Origin of the sequence: Sphaerisporangium aureirubrum (assembly GCF_042658925.1) — a bacterium.
Lineage (GTDB): Bacteria > Actinomycetota > Actinomycetes > Streptosporangiales > Streptosporangiaceae > Sphaerisporangium > Sphaerisporangium aureirubrum.
In genome coordinates, this window is record NZ_JBHSRF010000016.1 from 21,667 (window position 1) to 41,570 (window position 19,904).

The window sequence follows — 19,904 nt, forward strand, 5'->3', positions numbered from 1 at the left end:
CACTTAATACTCCAGCATCACTTTGTGATCTTCGGTGTGTAGTGTGCCGCTCTTGTGATGGATCATGATCTCGCCGCGTGGGTGGCGGGGTTGGATGACCTGTTCGCTCGGGTGGCGGGCCGGTTCGGCCGGCCGGAGCCGCGGCGGCGGGCGCGGGCGTACGTGCGGGGGCTGCTGGCGCCGATCGAGGGCAAGAACGGGTGGACGCTGGCTGAGGCGGCGGGTGAGAGTAACCCGCTGGGGATGCAGCGGCTGCTGAACGCGGCCCGGTGGGACGCCGACGCTGTGCGCGATGACCTGCGGGCGTACGTGGTTGAGCACCTGGGTTCGCGTGATGGTGTGCTGGTCGTGCACGAGACCGGGTTCGTCAAGAAGGGCGGCAGGTCCGCCGGGGTGCAGCGCCAGTACTCCGGCACGGCGGGCCGGATCGAGAATTGCCAGCTGGGGGTGTTTTTGGCGTATGCGACCGGTGCCGGCCCCACCTTGGTGGACCGGGAGCTGTATCTGCCCAAGTCGTGGATCGGGGATCGGGACCGGTGCGCCGGGGCGGGCATCGGGTCCGAGGTGGAGTTCGCCACCAAGCAGGTGCTGGCACGCCGGATGCTGATGCGGGCGATCGAGGCGGGGGTGCCGGCCGCGTGGGTGACGGCTGATGAGGCTTATGGCCAGGAATACAAGTTCCGTGTGTTTCTCGAGCAGTACCGCATCGGCTATGTGGTGGCGGTGCCGCGCAGTCAGGCGATCAGCGCAGGGCTCGGCCCCAGGGCACGTGCCGAGAGTCTGGTGGCCGAGGTGCCGGCGTCCGCCTGGAAGCGGCTCTCGGCCGGTCAGGGGGCCAAGGGCCCGCGCTTGTATGACTGGGCGATGGCGACCTTGCCGATCATCCGCGACCCGGAGCAGGGGTATGAGCGGTGGATCCTCATCCGGCGCGGCATCGCGCATCCCGATGAGGTGGCCTTCTACCTCGGCTTCGGTCCGGCCGGCACCACGATCGGCGACCTGGTGAAGGTCGCCGGGAGCCGGTGGGCGGTTGAGGAGTGTTTCCAGAGCGCCAAGACCGAGGTCGGACTGGATCAGTACCAAGTCCGCCGTTACCAGGCCTGGTATCGGCACATCACCTTGGCCATGCTCGCTCACGCTTATCTTGCCGTCACTGCGGCAAACAGCCGGCCCAGGCGGATCGAGACGGCCTTGTCCCCCTCTCGATGGGAGAGGTCCGGCGTCTGCTGGCACACATGATCACACGACCACCCGACCTTGATCAAATCTGGACGTGGTCGCATTGGCGCCGTCGCCACCAGTACACAGCCAAGATCAGCCGCTACCGCCGAAGACAGCCAGAGATCACAAAGTGATGCTGGAGTACTGAGTCGGTGCGGGGACGCCTGGCGGCAGGGATTTCCGGGGGGCGAGGGGGGCAGCGCCCCCTGGGAGAACACAGTGCGCTCTGCGCGCGGAGGGAGGCCCGAGGGGTGGGACGCGAGCAGGACCGGCCGGGGTTTTGGGGGCGCTTCAGGATGGTTGGGAGCGGGGCTGGGGTTTGAGGGAGGCGGCTAGGGCGGTCAGTTCTGGCCAGTCGGCTTGGCCGGTTACGACTACGGTTACGCCGGGCTGGAGGCTTATCAGGGTGCGCTGGTTCTTGTCGGGGCGGACGCGTTCCTGCCAGGTGGTGCCGTTGATCTGGCGGGTGCCGGTCACCTTGTCGCTGTTGGCCATGCGGGAGGCGAAGGTGGCGGCGGGTTCGTCGCTCTGGGCCAGCAGGGCGTGGGAGCGGCGGGCGGTGGCGAAGCCGAGGCGCCAGGTGGTGTAGCCGCCGGGGTCGAGGTTGGAACTGTTGGGGACCCAGTTCGACGGGACCGGTGTGGGGACGCGGACCTCGTAGGGGGCGGTGCGGCGGAGCTGGGCCAGGGTCATGGAGTAGTCGACCCTCGGGATGTGCTCGGTGCGGCTCTGCGGGGTGATCAGCAGGAAGACGCCCACGATCGCCAGGCAGAACAGCACGGCGAACACGTAGCCCAGGAATCCCTCGCTGAATCGGCGCACAACCAGGGAGGATACCGCCGTACGAGGTCGGTCCCGATCTCGGGCGCCACGTGGCTCCGGTGATCGCTTCGTGGTGGCGGATCCGTCGTGCGGGTCTTGCCCGGGGTGGGGGTTGAAGGTCGGCCGTGAACCGTCCGGTGTTGTCACCTGCCGTTGCTGGCCAAGCTCAAAGCCTTACTGATGGCGGAGGTGGACGGGTTTCGGGGGGCGAGGGGGGCGGAGCCCCCTGGGGAGAACAGCCCGAGCCGGAATGCGCCCCCGGCGCATGGAGGTGAGGACCCCGGGGGTGAGGGGCACGGCCGCACTGACCGGTCCGGCGCCGTACGGCGGCGCCGAATTCGCCGTACCACGTCCCGCCGCGTCGGCGCCGAAACGAGGCGGGGGGCCAGGGGTGCGGGGGCCGGGGTGACCGGGGTGACCGGGGTGACGGAGGTGACGGAGGTGACGGAGGTGACGGAGGTGACGGAGGTGACGGGTGCATGCTGCGCCACGGGTTGGGTGAGGCTTGGGGGGTGGCGGCGGTTTGTGGGTGGTTAGGGGCGTTTGATGCGGGCGATGATTGTTAGGGTTTCTTCGGCCAGTTTTTTGGTGGTGGGGACGTCGTCGGAGAGGGCTACTTCGGAGACGGCGGCGGCTAGGGCGCCGGTTACCACCAGGACCAGGGCGCCGCTGTCCTCGTCGAACAGGGCGGCGTTGCGGCGGGCCCATTGGCGCATGCGGTCGCGCATGATGACCTCGAAGCCGGGGGGGCCGTCGCCGCGGAGGAACAGGGCCGCCAGCTCGCGTTCGTCGAAGCAGCCGTCGAGGTAGGCGCGGGCGCCGGCTATGAACAGGCGCATGGGGTCGGATTCGCCGGCGGATCTGGCGGCGTGGACGGCCTGCTTGGTGCGCTGGGTCTGGCGGACCTGGAATTCGTCGAAGAGCGTTAGGTATAGATCGGCTTTTCCGGAGAAATGGTGATAGAGGCTGCCGACACTGGCGCCGGCGCGGGAGACGACGTCGGTGACCCCGGCCTCGGCGAAGCCACGGGTGACGAAGATCTCCCGGGCGGCGTCAAGGAGCGCCCCGCGGGTGGCGGCGCCGCGCTCGGAGGTGCGCACCGTCACCGTTCGTTCCGTGTCGCTGCTCATGGTGGTGACAGTAGCCGCCGGAGGGCGCCGAGGTGAGACAACTACGATCGTTGTAGTCGGCTGGATAGGTAACCGGGTGGCCGCCCGGCGATCCGGCGGGCGTCCCGAGGTGCTTGGGCGGGATATGTAAGGGAGCTTGGCATTATGTCGGAAGAGACGTCGGTACCTCCGGTGCTCGCCACCGGTAAGCACGCGCCCGACCGCAACCTGGCCATGGAACTGGTGCGGGTCACCGAGGCCGCCGCCATGGCCGCGGCCCGCTGGGTGGGGCGCGGCGACAAGAACGGCGCCGACGGCGCGGCCGTGAACGCCATGCGCCAGCTGATCAACACCGTGTCGATGACCGGCGTCGTGGTGATCGGCGAGGGTGAGAAGGACAACGCGCCGATGCTGTTCAACGGCGAGCGGGTGGGCGACGGCACCGGCGCCGACTGCGATGTGGCCGTCGATCCCATCGACGGCACCCGGCTGACCGCCCTCGGCATGCCGAACGCCATCTCGGTGATCGCGGTGAGCCCGCGCGGGGCGATGTACGACCCCTCGGCCGTCTTCTACATGGACAAGCTGGCCACCGGCCCGGAGGCGGCGGAGGCGGTGGACATCGAGGCCCCGGTGGCCGCCAACGTCGCGGCCGTCGCCCGCGCCAAGGGGGTCAGGCCCTCGGACGTGACCGTGGTCGTGCTGGACCGTCCCCGTCACGAGCGGCTGGTCAAGGAGATCCGCGAGACCGGCGCCCGGATCAAGTTCATCACCGACGGCGACGTGGCAGGCGCCATCATGGCCGCCCGGCCGGACACCGGGATCGACCTCATGCTCGGCGTCGGCGGCACCCCCGAGGGGATCATCGCCGCGTGCGCCCTCAAGTGCCTCGGCGGGGTGATCCAGGGCAAGCTCTGGCCCCGCGACGACGCCGAGCGCCGCCGTGCCTTGGACGCCGGTCACGATCTGGACCAGGTGCTCGGCACCAACGACCTGGTCAGCTCGGACGACGTCTTCTTCGCCGCCTCCGGTATCACCGACGGCGAGCTGATGTACGGCGTCCGCTACCGCGCCGGTGCCGCCGTCACCCACTCCCTGGTGATGCGCGCCCGCTCCGGCACCGTCCGCAAGGTGGAGAGCGAGCACCAGCTCTGGAAGCTGGGTGCCTACAGCTCCATCAACTTCGACACCGCCACCTGAGCTCAGGAACGGCCGCGCCGGATCTTGCCGCGTTTCGGGGGCTTGGGGCACTTGGCGACGACATTGCCCATCATGATCATTCCGGTGATCTCGATGACGGGGGCGCCGGGCGGGGCCGACTCGGGGACCTGGTTCTTCTTGCCGCCGAGCACCGCCGAGGCCGGCATGACCACCCGGACGCCCTCGGGCACGATCAAGGTGAGGGTGGCCCCCATCACCGTGGCCTGCACCGTGATGTGGCTGCTCTGCAGGAGCGCCTCGCGCAGGTCCAGGGTGACCCCGGTGCCGATGGCGGTGACCGGGTAGTGGGTGGGGACCACCCACCGGCCCTCGCGCTGCTCGGGGCGGAACAGGGCCGTCACCGGACGGCCGTCTGCGCGCAGCGGCTGTTGTTCCTCGGGGAGCAGGTCGGTGGTGAAGGCGGCCAGCTCGCCGAGGGTGCGGGCGGCGTACACGCCCTCGACGCGTTCCTCGTGCTCGGCGTGCGTGATCCTGCCGTCGGCCACGGCGTCGCGCAGCACGGTGATCACCCGCTCGCGGTCCTCGTCGGAGGCCCGCAACAGCCCGGGCCCGGGGTCGCCGCCGCGCTGCTCCCCGCCGAGCACGCCGGTCAGCAATTGCCGCAATGCCGGGGCTCCGTGCTGGTTCCAGCGCTCGCCCCACCGCTCGTTCCGCGTCGCCACCCCTTGACACTAACCGGTCGGTAGGGGGTACCGGGATAGCGGCGTGGCGAGCGTAAACTCGATGGCTTTCAGCCGGTGCCGTTTCCTATGGTGACCGCATGCCCACCGTGCACCTGCGGTCCAAGGACAGCACCACGCCCGCCCGATCCGAGAGCGCCATATCGATCCGCGGCGCGATCAAGCGCTACGGCGACGTCACCGCCGTCGACGGCCTCGACCTGGAGGTGCCGTACGGCATCTGCCTCGGCCTGCTCGGGCCGAACGGCGCGGGCAAGAGCACCACGATGCGCCTGCTCACCGCGCAGTCCCGCGCGGACGCCGGCGAGATCTCCGTGCTCGGCCACCCGCTCCCCCGCGAGTCCAAGACGGCCCGCGCCCTGATGGGCGTGGTCCCCCAGCAGGACAACCTCGACGAAGAGCTCACCGCCCGGCAGAACCTCGAGGTCTTCGCCCACCTCTACCGCGTGCCGAAGGCCGACCGCGCGGCGGCCGTGGGCCGTGCGCTCCAGGTGGCCCAGCTCGTCGACCGCGCCGACACCAAGGCCGACGACCTGTCCGGCGGCATGCGCCGCCGCCTGCTGATCGCCCGAGGCCTCGTGCACCGGCCCCGCCTGGTGCTGCTGGACGAGCCCACCGTCGGCCTGGACCCCCAGGTGCGCCAGGAGCTGTGGTCCCTGGTGGCGGCGCTGCGCGCCGAGGGCGTGACCACGCTCATGTCGACCCACTACATCGAGGAGGCCGAGCGGCTCGCCGACGAGTGCGCGCTGATGTCGCACGGCCGGGTGGTGGCGAGGGGCACCCCGGCGGCGCTGATCGCCGAGCACGCGGGCACGCACGTCGACGAGCACCACGGCTCGCCCGAGCGGCTGGCCGAGATCGCCGATCTGGCCGCCGCCTCGGGCATCAGGACGCGCCGCACCGGCCCGTCCGTATCGCTGCTCGCCGCCGAGCGGCAGCCCGAGTCCCTCCGCGAGAAGCTCGGCGCGCCCACGGTCACGCGCGCCGCCAGCCTGGAGGACGTGTTCGTGATCCTCACCGGGGAGAGTGTGGAATGACGACCCTTGAGCCCGCGAGCCAGGCACCCCCGCCGCGGTGGTTCGAGTGGGCCCCCGTGCGCGGCGTGTGGAGCCGCGAGACGGCCCTGTACAAACGCTACTGGGCGTCCACCTCGTTCGCCTCGCTGGTCGAGCCCACCATCTGGCTGCTGGCCTTCGGGTTCGGCTTCGGCTCGGTGATCGGCGCGGCGTACGGCTACAACTACCGCGACTTCGTGGCGACCGGCGTGGTGGCCACGTCGGTGCTGTTCATCAGCGCGTTCGGCGCGATGTTCGGCAGCTTCATCCGGCGCACCTTCCAGCACACCTACAACGCCGTGCTGGCCGCCCCGGTGGACGTGCACGAGCTGGTGACCGCCGAGGCGTCGTGGCTGGCGGCGAAGGCCGGGCTGTACGGCTGCGCGCCGGTGCTCGTCGGCATGGCCTTCGGGCTGGATCCGAGCCCTGGCATGCTGCTGGTGCCGTTCATCGGCTTCCTGACCGGGCTGGCGTTCTCGCTGTTCGGCATCTGGATGTCGGCCATCGTCCCGTCCATCAACACCTTCGACTACGTGATCAGCGGCATCCTGGCGCCGATGCTGCTGGTGGCGGGCACCTTCTTCCCGATCGACCAGCTGCCGCCGTGGGCGGCCGGGGTGGCCCGGCTGAACCCGCTGTACCACTGCGTGGAGCTGGTGCGCAGCTCCGTCTTCGGCCGGCTCGGGCTCGTCGACCTCGGCCACGTGGCGTTCCTGCTGGGGTTCGGCGCGCTGATGTGGCTGCTCGCGGTCTGGAAGATGCGGGCCCGGCTCATCGACTAGGGGCCGGTTTTCGACACAGGAAACAGATCGGTGTACCTTTGCGGAGGTAAACCGATCTGTTTCCTACGTGTGGAGTCGTCCATGAAGATCCAAGACGCCGTCGTCCTCGTCACCGGTGGCAACCGCGGCATCGGCAAGGCCCTGGTCGAGGAGGCCCTGGCCCGCGGCGCCGGCAAGGTGTACGCCGCCGCCCGTGAGCCGCGGTCCGTCACGACGCCGGGCGCCGTGCCGCTGCGGCTGGACGTGACCGACCCCGAGGCGGTGGCCGCGCTCGCCGCGCAGGCCCCGGACGTGCGGATCCTCATCAACAACGCCGGGGTGGACCTCGGCCTGGACCTGCTGGACGACGACCTCGAGCGGGTCCGTCACGAGTTCGAGGTCAACTTCTTCGGCCCGGTGCGGCTGATGCGCGCCTTCGTCCCGATCATCACGGGCAACGGCGGCGGCCACATCCTGAACGTCAACTCGGTGCTGGGTCTCGCCGTGCCGCCCGGCTTCGGGCAGTACACGGCGTACGCGGCGTCCAAGGCGGCCCTCCTGATGGCGACCAACGGACTGCGCGACACCCTCCCCGCGCGCGGCGTGGAGCTGTCCAGCCTGCACATGGGTTTCACCGACACCGGCATCCTGCGCGACCCGGCCGTCCAGAAGAGCGACCCGGCCGAGATCGCGCGCAAGGCGCTCGACGGCGTCGAGACCGGGGCGGCGGAGATCCTCGCCGACGAGGTCAGCGCCGCGGTCAAGCCCCTGACCGCGCTGGACCCCGCCCAGCTCTACCCCCGCAGCGCCGCCTGACGCGCACCCCCGGGCCGCCCCCCGCGCGGCCGGGGACGGCACCCCCGCGCGAGCGCCGGTCGCACGCCGCGCGAGTCCTGGAAAGGCCACCGCGTAAGTCCTGGAAAGGCCGCCGCGCGAGTCCTGGAGAGGCCGCCGCGTGAGTCCCGGAAAGGCCGTCGCGCGATCCCGGCCCGGGGGCTATTGACCCGGTCCGGAGGGGAGCCATAGCCTGACCAGAACTTGATTCTGGCTCATGTTCTGCGCGGAGGCTGTGGTGCCGACCGACCGCGAGCGGCGTGCGCGTCTCGCCACTTTCGCTGTGTTCTTCGTGCAGGGGCTGACCTTCGCGACGCTGCTCACCCAGGTCGCCGCCCTGCAGCGCAAGCACGGGCTCAGCGACGGGGAGCTGTCCATCCTGCTGCTGGTCGTGCCCGTCATCGCGGGCGCGGGCAGCGTGCTGGCCGGGGAGGTCGCCAAGCGGCACGGCAGCCGGGTGGTGCTGCGGTTCGCCCAGCCGCTCGCCTGCCTGGCGGTGGTGCTGGCGGGGCTGGCGTCCAGCGTTCCGCTGCTGGTCGCGGCGAACGTCCTGTTCGGCCTCGGCCTCGGCTCGGTGGACGCGGGCATGAACATGCAGGCGGTCGCGGTGGAGCGCCGGTACGGCCGGCCGGTGCTCACCGGCTTCCACGCCCTGTGGAGCGCCGCGGCGGTGGGCGGCGCGGCCTGGGCCTCGGCGGCGGGCGGCCTGGAACTTGAGCTGTGGGCCACCTTCGCGATCGCGATGGCCCTGGGTGTGGTGATCAGCGTGCTCGCCGCGGGCACCCTGCTCGGCCCGGACGACGAGCACGCGGGAACGGTGGCGGCCAGATCCACCGGGGACGCCGTGCCGTCCGGCGCCGCGCGGCCCGCACGGTTCCCGTGGCGGCCGATCCTGCCGCTCTGCCTGGCGATGGCGTTCCTGTACGTCGGGGACGCGTCCATCTCCAACTTCGGCTCCGTCTACATGGAGAAGATCATGCACGCGGCGCCCGCCGTGGTGCCGCTGGCGCTCGGCGCCTACCAGGCGACGACCTTCCTGGTCCGGGTCGGCGGCGACTTCGCGGTCCGCAGGTACGGCCCGGCGATGATCGTGCGGATCGGCGGGGCGCTCGCCACGCTCGGCTTCGTCGGCATCGCCGCCGCGCCCAACGAGCCCGTGGCCGTGGCCGCGTTCGCCGTGGCGGGCGTGGGCCTGTCCGTCGTGGCCCCGCAGTCGTTCTCCGCGGCGGGCCGGCTGGACCCGGCGGGCACCGGCGTGGCCATCGCCCGGGTCAACATGTTCAACTACGTCGGCTTCATCGTCGGCGCCGCCCTGGTCGGCGGCATCGCCGAGGCCGCGAACTACCAGGTCGCCTTCGTCGCACCGCTCGTCCTGGCCGCCGCGATCATCGTTCTCGCCCGCGGCTTCCAGCCCTCGGCCACTCCGGACCCCCGGCCCGCCCGGGTCTGACGCGCCGCCGGACCGGGCACCACTCCTCCCGGCCCGGCGGCGCGTACAGGGGCGTCACAGATAGGGACGCTGGTCCCGCTTGGCGTGCAGGTACGCCTCGCGCAGGTCGGAGGTCTCGGCCGCGGGCACGTCCCACCACGCGCTGGTCTCCACGGCGGGCCCGGGGACCGTCTCCACGTACACGGCGGTCGTGGCGCGGGCCTCCCTGGCCTTGAGCAGCGCGGCCCGCAGCGACGTGGGGTCGGCGGCGCGCAGCACGTCGGCGCCCAGGCTGGCGGCGTTGGCCGCGAGGTCCACCGGGACGAAACCGCCGTCCAGATGCCCGGACGCGGTCCGCACGCGGTACGCCGTGCCGAGCCGCCGCGCGCCCACCGACTCCGACAGCCCGCCGATCGAGGCGAAGCCCCGGTTGTCCACGATCACGACGACCAGCTTGACGCCCTCCTGCACGGCCGTGGCGATCTCCTGGGCCATCATGAGGTACGACCCGTCGCCGACCAGCACGAACACCTCGCGCTCCGGCGCGGCCAGTTTCACGCCGAGGCCGCCCGCGATCTCGTAGCCCATGCACGAGTAGCCGTACTCCACGTGGTACCCCTTGGGCCCGGCGGCCCGCCACAGCTTGTGCAGGTCCCCGGGCATCGACCCGGCGGCGTTCACCACCACGCCGTCGGTGCCCGCGACGTCGTTCAGCACCGACAGCACCACCGGCTGGGTCAGGCGGTCCTCGGCGAGCACCACGGCGACGCGCTCCCGCCACTCGCGGCTCAGCCGGGCCGCGCGGGCCGTCCACGACGGGTCGGCGGCCCAGTCCCCGAGGTCGAGCAGCGCCAGGCCCTCCCGGGCGTCGCCCACCAGCATGACGCCCGCGTGCTTGGCCGCGTCGAACGCCGCGACGTTGAGGTTGACGAACCGCACGTCGCCGAACAGCGTGCGCGAGGCGGTGGTGAAGTCGGTGTAGCGGGTGCCGATCCCGATGACCAGGTCGGCCTCGCGGGCGATGGCGTTGGCGGCGGCCGTGCCGGTGTGCCCGATCGCGCCGAGCGCGCACGGGTGGTCGTACGGCAGCACGCCCTTGCCCGCCTGCGTCTCCCCCACCGGCACCCCGTGCGTCGCGGCGAACGCGGCCAGTTCCTCCCACGCCTCGCTGTACACGACCCCGCCGCCCGCGACGATCAGCGGCCTGCGGGACGCCTTGATCGTCTCGACGGCCCGTTCCACCGCCGCCGAGTCGGGCACCGGCCGCGCCACGTGCCAGACCCGCCGCTCGAACAGCTCGACGGGCCAGTCGTACGCCTCGGCCTGCACGTCCTGCGGCAGGGCCAGGGTCACCGCACCGGTCTCCGCGGGGTCGGTGAGCACCCGCATGGCGGCCATCAGCGCGGACGGCAGTTGCTCGGGCCGGTAGACGCGGTCGAAGAAGCGTGAGACCGGCCGCAGGCAGTCGTTGACGGTGACGTCGTAGGAACGCGGGTCCTCCAGTTCCTGCAGAACGGTGCCGGAGGCGCGGGTGGCGAAGACGTCGCCCGGCAGCAGCAGCACCGGGATGCGGTTGATGGTGGCGAGCGCCGCCCCGGTGACCATGTTGGTGGCCCCGGGCCCGATGGAACTGGTGCAGGCGAACGTGGACAGCCGGTCGCGGGCGCGGGCGAACCCCACGGCCGTGTGCACCATGGCCTGCTCGTTGCGCGCCAGGTAGTACGGCAGCGGGTCGCGCAGGCCGCCGCCCTGCTCGGCGAGCGCCTGGCCGATGCCCGCCACGTTGCCGTGCCCGAAGATGCCGAGGCACCCCTCGATGAGCCGCTGCTCGACGCCGTCGCGCTCGCTCCACTGCTTGGCCAGGAAGCGCACCAGCGCCTGCGCCACGGTCAGCCGTATCGTGCTCATGACTGCTCCTCTCCCGCCTCGCCGGCGGCGGGCGCGGCGGTCATCGGCACCCGGGGGTCGACCTCCTGGTCCGCCCAGCCGGAGCGGATCCACGCGTGCCGGGGGTCGTCGCAGAAGGCCATGGACCGCTGCTCGGCCGGCCCGGCGAGCACGTTCAGGTAGTACAGGTCGTAGCCCGGCGCGGCCATGGACGGCCCGTGGTAGCCGTGCGGCACCAGCACAACGTCCCCGCAGCCCACCTCGGCCAGCACGTCGATCGGCCGGCCCGGTGAGCCGTACACACGCTGGTAGCCGGGGCCGCCCTCGAAGTAGTAGATCTCCTCCAGCACGGCCTCGTGCTCCGACAGGGTGTCGTGCTTGTGCGGCGGGTACGACGACCAGTTGCCGCCGGGGGTGAGCACCTCGACGGCGACCAGCTTGTCGCAGTCGAACGCGCCGGGCGCGCAGAAGTTGTTGACCTGGCGGCTCGCCTGCCCCGCGCCGCGCACCTCCACCGGCACCCCGGCCGCGGCGCCGTACCGCACGGGGAACCGCCGGGTGGCGACCGCGGACGGCAGCGCGAAGCGGCCGTGGCCGGTGACGCGGGCGGTGGCGCCGATCGGGAGGTACGCGAAGTCGCTGACGCCCTCGAACACCGAGCGCCTGCCGCGCAGCTCCAGCCGCGCGCCCTCGCATTCGACGGCGCACGAGCCGGAGAGCGGCAGGACCAGCATCTCCTCGTCGCCGGTGGCGAACTCGACGCTCTCGCCGGAGAGGGTGAGCGCGCGCAGACCGGCGTACGTCCACCCGGCGAGCTTGGGGGTGATCGCCAGCGTCCAGGGGGTCACGGCGGTGGTTCCCGCGGGGATGTACGACATCAGGAGACCTCCAACAGCCCGGCGGCGGTGTCCACGGCCGCGGCCACGTCATCGTCGGGAGGGTAGAGCAGCGCTCGGCCCACCACGAGCCCCCGCACACCGGGCAGCCGCAGCGCCTTGCCCCACGAGGTGTACACCTCGTCGGGGGCCGCGGTGGGGTCGCCGCCGAGCAGCAGGGTGGGCAGCGTGGTGGCCTCCATGACCCGCTCCATCTGGTCGATCACCGGGATCTTCAGCCAGGTGTGGGCGGAGGTCGCGCCGAGGCCCTGGCCCACGTGGATGGCGTGGATCATGCCCTCGGCGGACAGGTCGTGGCGCACGCCGGTCGCGTCGCGGTCCGACCAGAACGGCTCCACCATGGCCACCAGCCCCTCGCGGGCCAGGCCGGTCACGGCGCGGGCGCAGGACTCCAGCGTGGCGGCGGTCTCGGGGGAGCGCAGGCCTACCCGGCAGAGCATCTTGCCGCCGTCCAGGCGCATCCGGACGATCGACTCGGTGTCGTAGGCGGTGAACCGGTCGTCGAACTCGAAGACGGCGCCGTGCACGCCGCCGCGGTTCATCGACCCGATCACGACCTTGTCGTGCAGCGCGCCGAGCAGCAGCAGGTCCTCCACGACGTCGGGCGTGGCGAGCAGGCCGTCCACCCCCGGTCGTGCCAGCGCGGCGCGCAGCCGGTCCAGCAGGTCGATGCGGCTGGCCATGGCGAGCGGGCGGCCCCGGACGGCGAGCGTGCCCCTGGCCTGGTGGTCGGCCGCGATGATCAGCAGCTGGTCCCTGTCCCCCAGCAGCGGACGGCGGCGGCGGGCCGCGGCGGCCTCGGCGATCTTGCCGGGGTGGCGGGCGCGGTACTCGGCCAGCAGCCTGCGGTCCTCGTCACGCATGAGCGTCTCCGAGCGGCGCGGCGGCGGTGGCCCGGGGCGGCGCGGCGGCTCCGTGCGGCGCGGTGCGGTCGTCAGGCATGGGCGTCTCCGGACAGGACCGCGTGGACCTCGGCGGTGGTGGGCATGGCGGGCGCGCAGGCGAGCCGGCCCGCGACGATGGCGCCCGCGGCGTTGGCGAAGCGCAGCGTGTCCGCCAGGCCGCGGCCGGCGAGCAGGCCGTCGCACAGGGCGCCGCCGAACGCGTCGCCTGCGCCGAGGCCGTTCACCACCTCCACCGGGACCGGCGGCACCTCCACGGTCTCCTCGCGGGTCATGCCGAGCACGCCGTCCGAGCCGCGCTTGACGACGGCCAGCTCCACGCCGAGGTCCAGCAGCGCCTTGGCGGCCTCGTACGGGTCGGGGGCACCGGTGGCCACCTCGCACTCCTCGGTGTTGCCCACGGCCACCGTGACGTGCCTCAGCGCCTCCCCGACCTGCTCGCGCGCCTCGGCGGCGGACGGCCAGAACATCGGCCGGTAGTCGAGGTCCAGCACGGTGAGCGGCGCGCGGCCCCGGGCCGTCCAGGCCGCGAAGTGGGCCGCGCGGGACGGCTCGGCGGACAGGCCGGTGACCGTCGCCCAGAACAGGCCGGCGCCCCTGACCGCCGCGAGGTCCAGCTCCTCGGGGTGGATCTCCAGGTCGGGGGCCTTCGGGTAGCGGTAGAAGAACAGCGGGAAGTCCTCCGGCGGGCGGATCTCGCAGAACGTCACCGGCGTCGGCAGGCCCGGCACCTCGGTCACGTACCGGTCGTCCACGCCGTACGACCGCAGCGCGTCATGGATGAACAGACCGAACGGGTCGGCCCCCGTCCGGGTGATCACGGCGGCCGAGCGGCCGAGGCGGGCGGCGGCGACCGCCACGTTGGTGGGGCTGCCGCCGAGGTACTTGCCGAAGGTCTCCACCTCCCGCAGCGAGACACCCACCTGCAGCGGGTAGATGTCGACACCCACCCGGCCGATCGTGAGCACCTCGGTCATGCCAGCCCGGCCAGGTAGGCGAGACTCCGCCGCACCGCCGACACCGGCCCGGAGTTGCCGGGCGGCTCGGCGTCCAGCACGACGTCCTGCTCCATGACGTACCAGCCGTCGTACCCGGCGAGGCCGAGCCGTGCCACGATGCCCGCGACGTCCACGTCACCCTGCCCGAGCGGGCGGTAGATCCCCTCGCGGACGGCCTCGGTGTAGGTGATCTTTCCGGCCCGGACCTGGCCGGCGAGCGTGGCGTCCACGTCTTTGAGGTGAACGTGTGCCACCCTTGCTGCTGCCCTGGACACCAGGTCGAGCGGGTCGGTGCCCCCGATGAGTAGGTGCCCGGTGTCCAGGCAAAGCGGCATGTCGGAGCCGTCGAGCACCCGGTCCACCTCGGCCCGGGTCTCGATCATGGTGCCGACGTGCGGGTGGAGCGTCACCGCGCGGCCGGACCTCCCGGCCGCGGCGCGCACCTTCTCCAGGTTGGCCAGCAGCGTGGCCCAGCCGCCGTCGTCCAGCACGGGACGCTCGTCGTAGCCGTCGGTGCCGGTGGCCGCCGCCAGCACGACCATTTCGACGCCGCCCTCGGCGAACGACTCCAGCACCGCCTCCGTCTGGGGCATCGGGTCGTGGCCGGGGTCGTGCAGGACGAGGGGGACGAATCCCCCGATGCCCCGCAGGCCGTACGTCTCCAGCAGGGCGCGGCGCTCGCCGGCGTCCACCGGCAGGAAGCCGTCCGGGCCGAGCTCGGTGGCGGTGAGGCCGAGGGAGCGCATCTCGGCGAGCACCCGGTCCCGGCCGAGCTGGTGACCCCAGCCGGGCACCTCGCACACGCCCCACGAGATCGGCGCCGCCGCCACCTTGAGGGTCACTTCGCCACCTCCGCGACCCGCACCGGGCTCCCGCCGCGGCGGGACGCCTCGGCGGCCTCGGCGATCAGCAGCGCGGCGAGGGCGTCCTGGACGGTGCACGGGCTCGGGCCGCCGTCCGCGGCGAGGGTGAGGAAGGCGTCGATCTCGGCGGCGTACGCGGCCTCGAAGCGGGCCCCGAAGTCGGGCCAGGGATCATCGCCGGGGAAGGAGGCGCCCGGTTCGGCCGAGGTGAGCGGCACGCGCTCGTCCAGACCGGCCACGACGGTGCGCAGGGTGCCCGCGAGCTCCATCCGCACGTCGTACCCCGCGCCGTTGTAGCGCGAGCCCTGGAGGGTGACCAGGGTGCCGTCGTCCATGGTGAGCAGGGCGGCGCTGGTGTCCACGTCCCCGGCGTCGGCGAAGAACCCCGCGCCCCGGTTGCTCCCGGTGGCGTAGACGGTGTCCACCTCGCGGCCGGTCACCCAGCGCAGGATGTCGAAGTCGTGGATGTGGCAGTCTCGGAAGATGCCGCCGGACAGCGCGATGTACGCGGCCGCGGGCGGGCGGGGGTCGGCGGTGAGCATGTGGACGCGGTGCAGGTCGCCGAGCTCGCCCGCGCGCAGGGCCCGGCGCGCGGCGGCGTACCCGGCGTCGAAGCGGCGCTGGAACCCGATGTGCGCGAGCGTGCCGTGCCGTTCGACGGCCTCGGCTACCCGCCTGGTCTCATCGACGCCGAGCGCGACGGGCTTCTCGCAGAACACCGGCACCCCCTCGGCGCAGGCCCGCAGGATCAGCTCGGCGTGCGTGACCGTCGGGGTGGCGACCACCACGGCGTCGGTGTCGAACACGTCGCCCACCTTGGCGCCGACCCGGCCCGCCACCTCCTTGGCCAGCGTCTCGTCGGCGTCCGCGAGGACCAGCTCGCCCACCCGTGGATGGGCGGCGAGCGTCGCCGCGTGGAACGCACCGATCCGGCCGAGACCCACTAGACCCACACGCATGCCGCCTCCGCCCATCGATCAGGTCATCGCACCCGTCCCAGTTCTAAGTACCTGGGCGACGGGAGTCAAGACTTTGTCCAGACATGTGGACTATGGGCGGAGCGTCGTTCACCACCAGCGGGCGTGGCCCGGCGTGGCGTGTTTCTCGTCGTGGGTCCCGATCGGGCGCATGTCGTCCCCCGCCAGATCCTGGCCCGTCCACTCGTGGTGCTCGCCCTCGCGGGACGGCCCCTCCTCGATCCCGGCCCTGCCCTTGGCGCCGGTCACCTCGCGGGTGCCCTTGCGGCCGCGTTCCGCTTTGACCGGCCACTGCACCGGGTCACCGCGGATGCCCTTGAGCACGATGGTCACCAGCGCGACCCCCAGAGCCAAGCTGACGACCACCACGCCGAACACCACCAGGACGATGTATCCCCCCATAGCTACCCCCTTCGATGCATGGAGTGCCGGATTTCATTATCGAACGCGTATATAACGCCTTTCGTCTGATTCGCTACCCCGAGACGTCTGCCTCCTCCCATCGTTTCTTTAAGGACCCCGGCGCCCCGTGTCCGGAACTGTCCGGCGGACGTCGTAATCTGCTGGAGCGACGGCGGGTGCGCGCGTGCCGCCGTGACCGGCGAGACGGAGGAGCACGACCGATGCCCGAGTTCGACTACACCGACCTGCTGCCGCTGGGCGCGGATGAGACGGAATACCGTCTGATCACGGCGGAGGGGGTGCGCACGGTCGAGGCGGCGGGCCGGGTGTTCCTGGAGGTCGAGCCCGAGGCGCTGCGCCTGCTCACCAAGACCGCCGTCCACGACATCTCCCACTACCTGCGCGCAAGCCACCTCGCCCAGCTGCGCCGCATCATCGACGACCCCGAGGCCAGCGGCAACGACCGCTTCGTCGCCCTCGACCTGCTCAAGAACGCGAGCATCTCCGCCGGCGGCGTGCTGCCCATGTGCCAGGACACCGGCACCGCGATCGTCATGGGCAAACGCGGGCGGCACGTGCTCACCGACGGCGCCGACGCCGAGCACATCGCGCGCGGCGTGTACGACGCCTACACCGAGCTGAACCTCCGCTACTCCCAGATGGCCCCGCTGACCATGTGGGACGAGCGCAACACCGGCGACAACCTCCCCGCGCAGATCGAGCTGTACGCCGAGGACCCGCACGGCCACCCCGACGAGTACAAGCTGCTGTTCATGGCCAAGGGCGGCGGCAGCGCCAACAAGTCGTTCCTGTACCAGGAGACCAAGGCCGTGCTCAACGAGAAGCGCATGCTGGCCTTCCTGGAGGAGAAGATCCGCTCGCTCGGGACCGCGGCGTGTCCGCCGTACCACCTGGCCGTGGTCGTGGGCGGCACCAGCGCCGAGTACGCCTTGAAGACCGCCAAGTACGCCTCGGCCCGCTACCTCGACTCCATCCCCACCGAGGGCTCGCCCGCCGGGCACGGGTTCCGTGACCTGGAGATGGAGAAGAAGGTGTTCGAGCTGACCCAGCGGCTCGGCATCGGCGCCCAGTTCGGCGGCAAATACTTCTGCCACGACGTACGCGTCATCCGGCTGCCCCGGCACGGCGCGTCCTGCCCGGTGGCCATCGCCGTGTCGTGCAGCGCCGACCGGCAGGCACTCGCCAAGATCACCCCGTCCGGGGTCTACCTGGAGAAGCTGGAGACCGACCCGGCACGGTTCCTGCCCGAGACAACCGACGACCACCTCTCCGAGGACGTCGTGTCCATCGACCTGAACCGCCCGATGCCCGAGATCCTCGCCGAGCTTTCCCGCCACCCGGTCAAGACCCGCCTGTCGCTGAACGGCCCGCTCGTCGTCGCCCGGGACATCGCGCACGCCAAGATCGCCGAGTTGCTGGACGCCGGCGGGGAGATGCCCGCGTACCTCAAGGACCACGCCGTCTACTACGCCGGCCCCGCCAAGACCCCCACCGGCTACGCCTCCGGCTCCTTCGGCCCGACCACCGCCGGGCGCATGGACTCCTACGTCGAGCGCTTCCAGGCCGCCGGCGGCTCGCTGGTCATGCTAGCCAAGGGCAACCGGTCCAAGCAGGTCACCGACGCCTGCAAGGCGCACGGCGGCTTCTACCTCGGCTCCATCGGCGGGCCCGCCGCGCGGCTCGCCCAGGACTGCATCCGCAAGGTCGAGGTGCTGGAGTATCCGGAGCTCGGCATGGAGGCGGTGTGGAAGATCGAGGTCGAGGACTTCCCGGCGTTCATCGTGGTGGACGACAAGGGAGACGACTTCTTCCAGGACACCACCGGCCCGGTGCTCACCATCGGTCGCAGAATCTGACTGATCCTGACAGAGGATCTCAACAGAGATTCGGCATGGCCTCTACAGGCGACGAAGAACAAATCGGTAAGCTGCCACCCATGCGCGCCCCGTCCGGATACGAGCTAGCCTCGCGATATCGGCTCCTTGAGCCGATCGGCCGTGGCGGCATGGGCACTGTTTGGCGTGCCCACGACGGTCTTCTGGGCCGGGATGTGGCTGTCAAGGAAGTCAGACTGCCCCTCGTGCTGGACGAGGAGCTGCGGGCCGAGCTGTGCGCCAGGACCGAACGTGAAGGCAGGGCCACCGCGAAGGTCGCCCACCCGTCGGTCATCACGGTCTTCGACGTCATCACCGAGGACGACCGTCCCTGGATCGTCATGGAGCTGCTGCACGCACAGTCCCTGGACGAGCTGGTGCGGCAGGAGGGCCCGCTGCCGCCCCGCCGGGTCGCCGAGATCGGGCACCAGGTGCTCGGCGCGCTGCGGGCCGTACACGCCAAGGGCATCCTGCACCGCGACGTCAAGCCGAGCAACGTCCTGGTGACCGAGGACCGCGCCGTGCTCACCGACTTCGGCCTCGCCGCCCTGGAGGGCGACACCTCGATCACCCAGGCCGGGATCGTGCTGGGCTCCGCCGGGTACATCGCCCCCGAGCGGGTCCTCGGCGACCGCGCCAGCTCCGCGGCCGACCTGTGGTCCCTGGGCGCCACCCTCTACACCGCCGTGGAAGGCCGGGGCCTGCACGGCCGCCGCACCGCCGCCGCGGCCCTGGCCGCCCTCACCAGCGGCGAGCCCATCCCCATGCAGCTGGCCGGCCCGCTGGCCCCCGTCCTGCACGGCCTGCTGCAGATCGACCCCGCCGCGCGCCTGGACGAGGGCCGGGCGTCCCTGATGCTCGCCCGCGTCGCCGCGGGCGGCTCCGCCGAGGAGCCCCTGGGCGGCCCTGCCCACCGCTCCCGCGGCTCCCAGATCGCCGCCGCGATGTCCCCCATGAACAGACCACCCGCCCAGCGCTCCGGCAACGCCCGCTCCGCCAACCAGCCCACCGGCCACCCCCAGTCCGCCGCCTTCCCCTTCACGGGAACCCCGCCGGGAACCCCGTCGGCCCCCCGCCGCACCTCCCACCGCGGCCAGCACCGCGCCGACCGAGCCATCTACGTCCCCCCACCCGGCAACGGCACCCCCGTCCCCCGCAACCAACGCCGCCCCATAGAAGGCCTCCACCGCAAGTCCCCCGACCCCTCGTCCAACCGCCGCCGCTCCTCCCCCGGCCCCACCCCCACCACCTTCCTACAACGCCTCACCCAAGCCTTCCTGGGACTCATCTCAGCCTTCCGCCGCGACCCCCGCTAGCCGACTGCCCGTCGGTCTGCTGTCCCACCCCAGCCGGCGCCGGGTCGGCGAGACGTAGTACGGCGAACTCGGCGCCGCCGTACGGCGGACAACCCGTCGTGTGTGCAGCGCCGGTGAAATGGTCCTCGCGGAGGGCGCGCTTCGCGCGGAAAGGCGCAAGGGCTGTTCTCATGCGGGGGAAACCCCCGCACCCCCGATCCTGCCGGGCTCATCGTGCTTCGCCACAACGGGTTCTATTGGATCGGTGTCTCGCCGCACAGCGGCGCCGCATTCGCCGTACACCGTCCCACCGACCCGGCGCCGGTAAGACGACCCCCGACGGGGCAACGGGCTCCGCCGTCGCCGTCGCCGACGCGAGCGCCGAGGAGGCGACGAGCCTGCCGGGCTCATCGTGCACCGCCACGATGGCTTCCCTTAGGCCGGTATCTCGCCGTACAGCGGCGCCGTATTCGCCGTACACCGTCCCACCGACCCGGCGCCGGTAAGACGACCCCCGACAGGGCAACGGGCTGCGCCGACGCCGACGCCGACGCCGACGAAGCGACGAAGCGACGGGCCTGCCGGGCTCATCGTGCCTCGCCACGATGACTTCCCTTAGGTCGGTGTCTCGCCGTACAGCGGCGCCGTATTCGCCGT

18 protein-coding genes are annotated in these 19,904 nt (G+C 71.9%); 8 read left to right on the top strand and 10 right to left on the bottom strand.

Going from position 1 to position 19,904, the window contains the following annotated elements:
- The first annotated feature begins 57 nt into the window (after nucleotides 1-57).
- On the top strand, nucleotides 58-1,239 hold the full coding sequence (locus ACFP1K_RS14205; RefSeq protein WP_380752066.1) for an IS701 family transposase: 1,182 nt from the start codon (nucleotides 58-60) through the stop codon (nucleotides 1,237-1,239).
- Between the two features lie 273 nt (nucleotides 1,240-1,512).
- On the opposite strand, the gene ACFP1K_RS14210 is transcribed toward ACFP1K_RS14205, so the two are convergent.
- Nucleotides 1,513-2,043 carry a DUF4245 domain-containing protein gene (locus tag ACFP1K_RS14210; protein ID WP_380752069.1) on the bottom strand — a complete coding sequence of 177 codons (531 nt, stop codon included), beginning with the start codon at nucleotides 2,041-2,043 and terminating at the stop codon, nucleotides 1,513-1,515.
- A gap of 533 nt (nucleotides 2,044-2,576) precedes the next feature.
- Nucleotides 2,577-3,173 (bottom strand): TetR/AcrR family transcriptional regulator, encoded by a 597-nt coding sequence (locus ACFP1K_RS14215; protein ID WP_380752072.1) that lies wholly within the window; start codon nucleotides 3,171-3,173, stop codon nucleotides 2,577-2,579.
- A gap of 144 nt (nucleotides 3,174-3,317) precedes the next feature.
- Here ACFP1K_RS14215 and glpX point away from each other — a divergent pair, with 144 nt between their 5' ends.
- Nucleotides 3,318-4,352: a class II fructose-bisphosphatase gene (gene glpX, locus ACFP1K_RS14220; protein WP_380752076.1), complete on the top strand. Its 1,035-nt coding sequence runs from the start codon at nucleotides 3,318-3,320 to the stop codon at nucleotides 4,350-4,352.
- A 2-nt stretch (nucleotides 4,353-4,354) separates the two neighbouring features.
- Here glpX and ACFP1K_RS14225 read toward each other — a convergent pair whose 3' ends face one another.
- Complete coding sequence (locus ACFP1K_RS14225) at nucleotides 4,355-5,035, bottom strand: DUF1707 SHOCT-like domain-containing protein (RefSeq protein ID WP_380752079.1); 681 nt, start codon at nucleotides 5,033-5,035, stop codon at nucleotides 4,355-4,357.
- A 98-nt stretch (nucleotides 5,036-5,133) separates the two neighbouring features.
- Between ACFP1K_RS14225 and ACFP1K_RS14230 the strand changes: the two genes are divergently transcribed.
- The 4 genes from ACFP1K_RS14230 (at nucleotide 5,134) to ACFP1K_RS14245 (ending at nucleotide 9,153) form a co-directional block, all read left to right on the top strand.
- On the top strand, nucleotides 5,134-6,090 hold the full coding sequence (locus tag ACFP1K_RS14230) for an ABC transporter ATP-binding protein (protein WP_380752082.1): 957 nt from the start codon (nucleotides 5,134-5,136) through the stop codon (nucleotides 6,088-6,090).
- Entirely contained in the window at nucleotides 6,087-6,890 is an 804-nt protein-coding gene (locus tag ACFP1K_RS14235; RefSeq protein ID WP_380752085.1) for an ABC transporter permease, read from the top strand. Before ACFP1K_RS14230 ends, ACFP1K_RS14235 begins: the two co-directional genes overlap by 4 nt.
- Before the next feature lie 81 nt (nucleotides 6,891-6,971).
- A complete protein-coding gene (locus ACFP1K_RS14240) occupies nucleotides 6,972-7,685 on the top strand; it encodes an SDR family oxidoreductase (protein ID WP_380752088.1) in 714 nt (237 codons plus the stop codon).
- A 256-nt stretch (nucleotides 7,686-7,941) separates the two neighbouring features.
- The gene (locus ACFP1K_RS14245; protein WP_380752091.1) at nucleotides 7,942-9,153 is read left to right on the top strand and encodes an MFS transporter; all 1,212 of its coding nucleotides are present in this window, start codon (nucleotides 7,942-7,944) and stop codon (nucleotides 9,151-9,153) included.
- A 54-nt stretch (nucleotides 9,154-9,207) separates the two neighbouring features.
- Here ACFP1K_RS14245 and iolD read toward each other — a convergent pair whose 3' ends face one another.
- From iolD to ACFP1K_RS14280, 7 genes are all read right to left on the bottom strand, one after another.
- A complete protein-coding gene (gene iolD, locus ACFP1K_RS14250; RefSeq protein ID WP_380752094.1) occupies nucleotides 9,208-11,040 on the bottom strand; it encodes a 3D-(3,5/4)-trihydroxycyclohexane-1,2-dione acylhydrolase (decyclizing) in 1,833 nt (610 codons plus the stop codon).
- The gene (gene iolB, locus ACFP1K_RS14255) at nucleotides 11,037-11,897 is read right to left on the bottom strand and encodes a 5-deoxy-glucuronate isomerase (RefSeq protein ID WP_380752097.1); all 861 of its coding nucleotides are present in this window, start codon (nucleotides 11,895-11,897) and stop codon (nucleotides 11,037-11,039) included. Before iolB ends, iolD begins: the two co-directional genes overlap by 4 nt.
- Complete coding sequence (locus ACFP1K_RS14260; protein ID WP_380752100.1) at nucleotides 11,897-12,778, bottom strand: Cgl0159 family (beta/alpha)8-fold protein; 882 nt, start codon at nucleotides 12,776-12,778, stop codon at nucleotides 11,897-11,899. Before ACFP1K_RS14260 ends, iolB begins: the two co-directional genes overlap by 1 nt.
- A 71-nt stretch (nucleotides 12,779-12,849) precedes the next feature.
- Nucleotides 12,850-13,794: a 5-dehydro-2-deoxygluconokinase gene (iolC, locus tag ACFP1K_RS14265; protein ID WP_380752103.1), complete on the bottom strand. Its 945-nt coding sequence runs from the start codon at nucleotides 13,792-13,794 to the stop codon at nucleotides 12,850-12,852.
- Nucleotides 13,791-14,657, bottom strand: coding sequence for a TIM barrel protein (locus ACFP1K_RS14270; protein WP_380752106.1), 867 nt, complete (start codon nucleotides 14,655-14,657; stop codon nucleotides 13,791-13,793). The genes iolC and ACFP1K_RS14270 overlap by 4 nt, the downstream gene beginning before the upstream one ends.
- A complete protein-coding gene (locus tag ACFP1K_RS14275; RefSeq protein WP_380752109.1) occupies nucleotides 14,654-15,637 on the bottom strand; it encodes a Gfo/Idh/MocA family protein in 984 nt (327 codons plus the stop codon). Before ACFP1K_RS14275 ends, ACFP1K_RS14270 begins: the two co-directional genes overlap by 4 nt.
- A gap of 108 nt (nucleotides 15,638-15,745) precedes the next feature.
- On the bottom strand, nucleotides 15,746-16,057 hold the full coding sequence (locus tag ACFP1K_RS14280) for a hypothetical protein (RefSeq protein ID WP_380752112.1): 312 nt from the start codon (nucleotides 16,055-16,057) through the stop codon (nucleotides 15,746-15,748).
- A 221-nt stretch (nucleotides 16,058-16,278) separates the two neighbouring features.
- Here ACFP1K_RS14280 and ACFP1K_RS14285 point away from each other — a divergent pair, with 221 nt between their 5' ends.
- Nucleotides 16,279-17,934, top strand: a complete 1,656-nt coding sequence (locus ACFP1K_RS14285) for a fumarate hydratase (protein WP_380752115.1) — start codon at nucleotides 16,279-16,281, stop codon at nucleotides 17,932-17,934.
- An 80-nt stretch (nucleotides 17,935-18,014) separates the two neighbouring features.
- Nucleotides 18,015-19,268: a serine/threonine-protein kinase gene (locus ACFP1K_RS14290; RefSeq protein WP_380752118.1), complete on the top strand. Its 1,254-nt coding sequence runs from the start codon at nucleotides 18,015-18,017 to the stop codon at nucleotides 19,266-19,268.
- Nucleotides 19,269-19,904 lie beyond the last annotated feature (636 nt).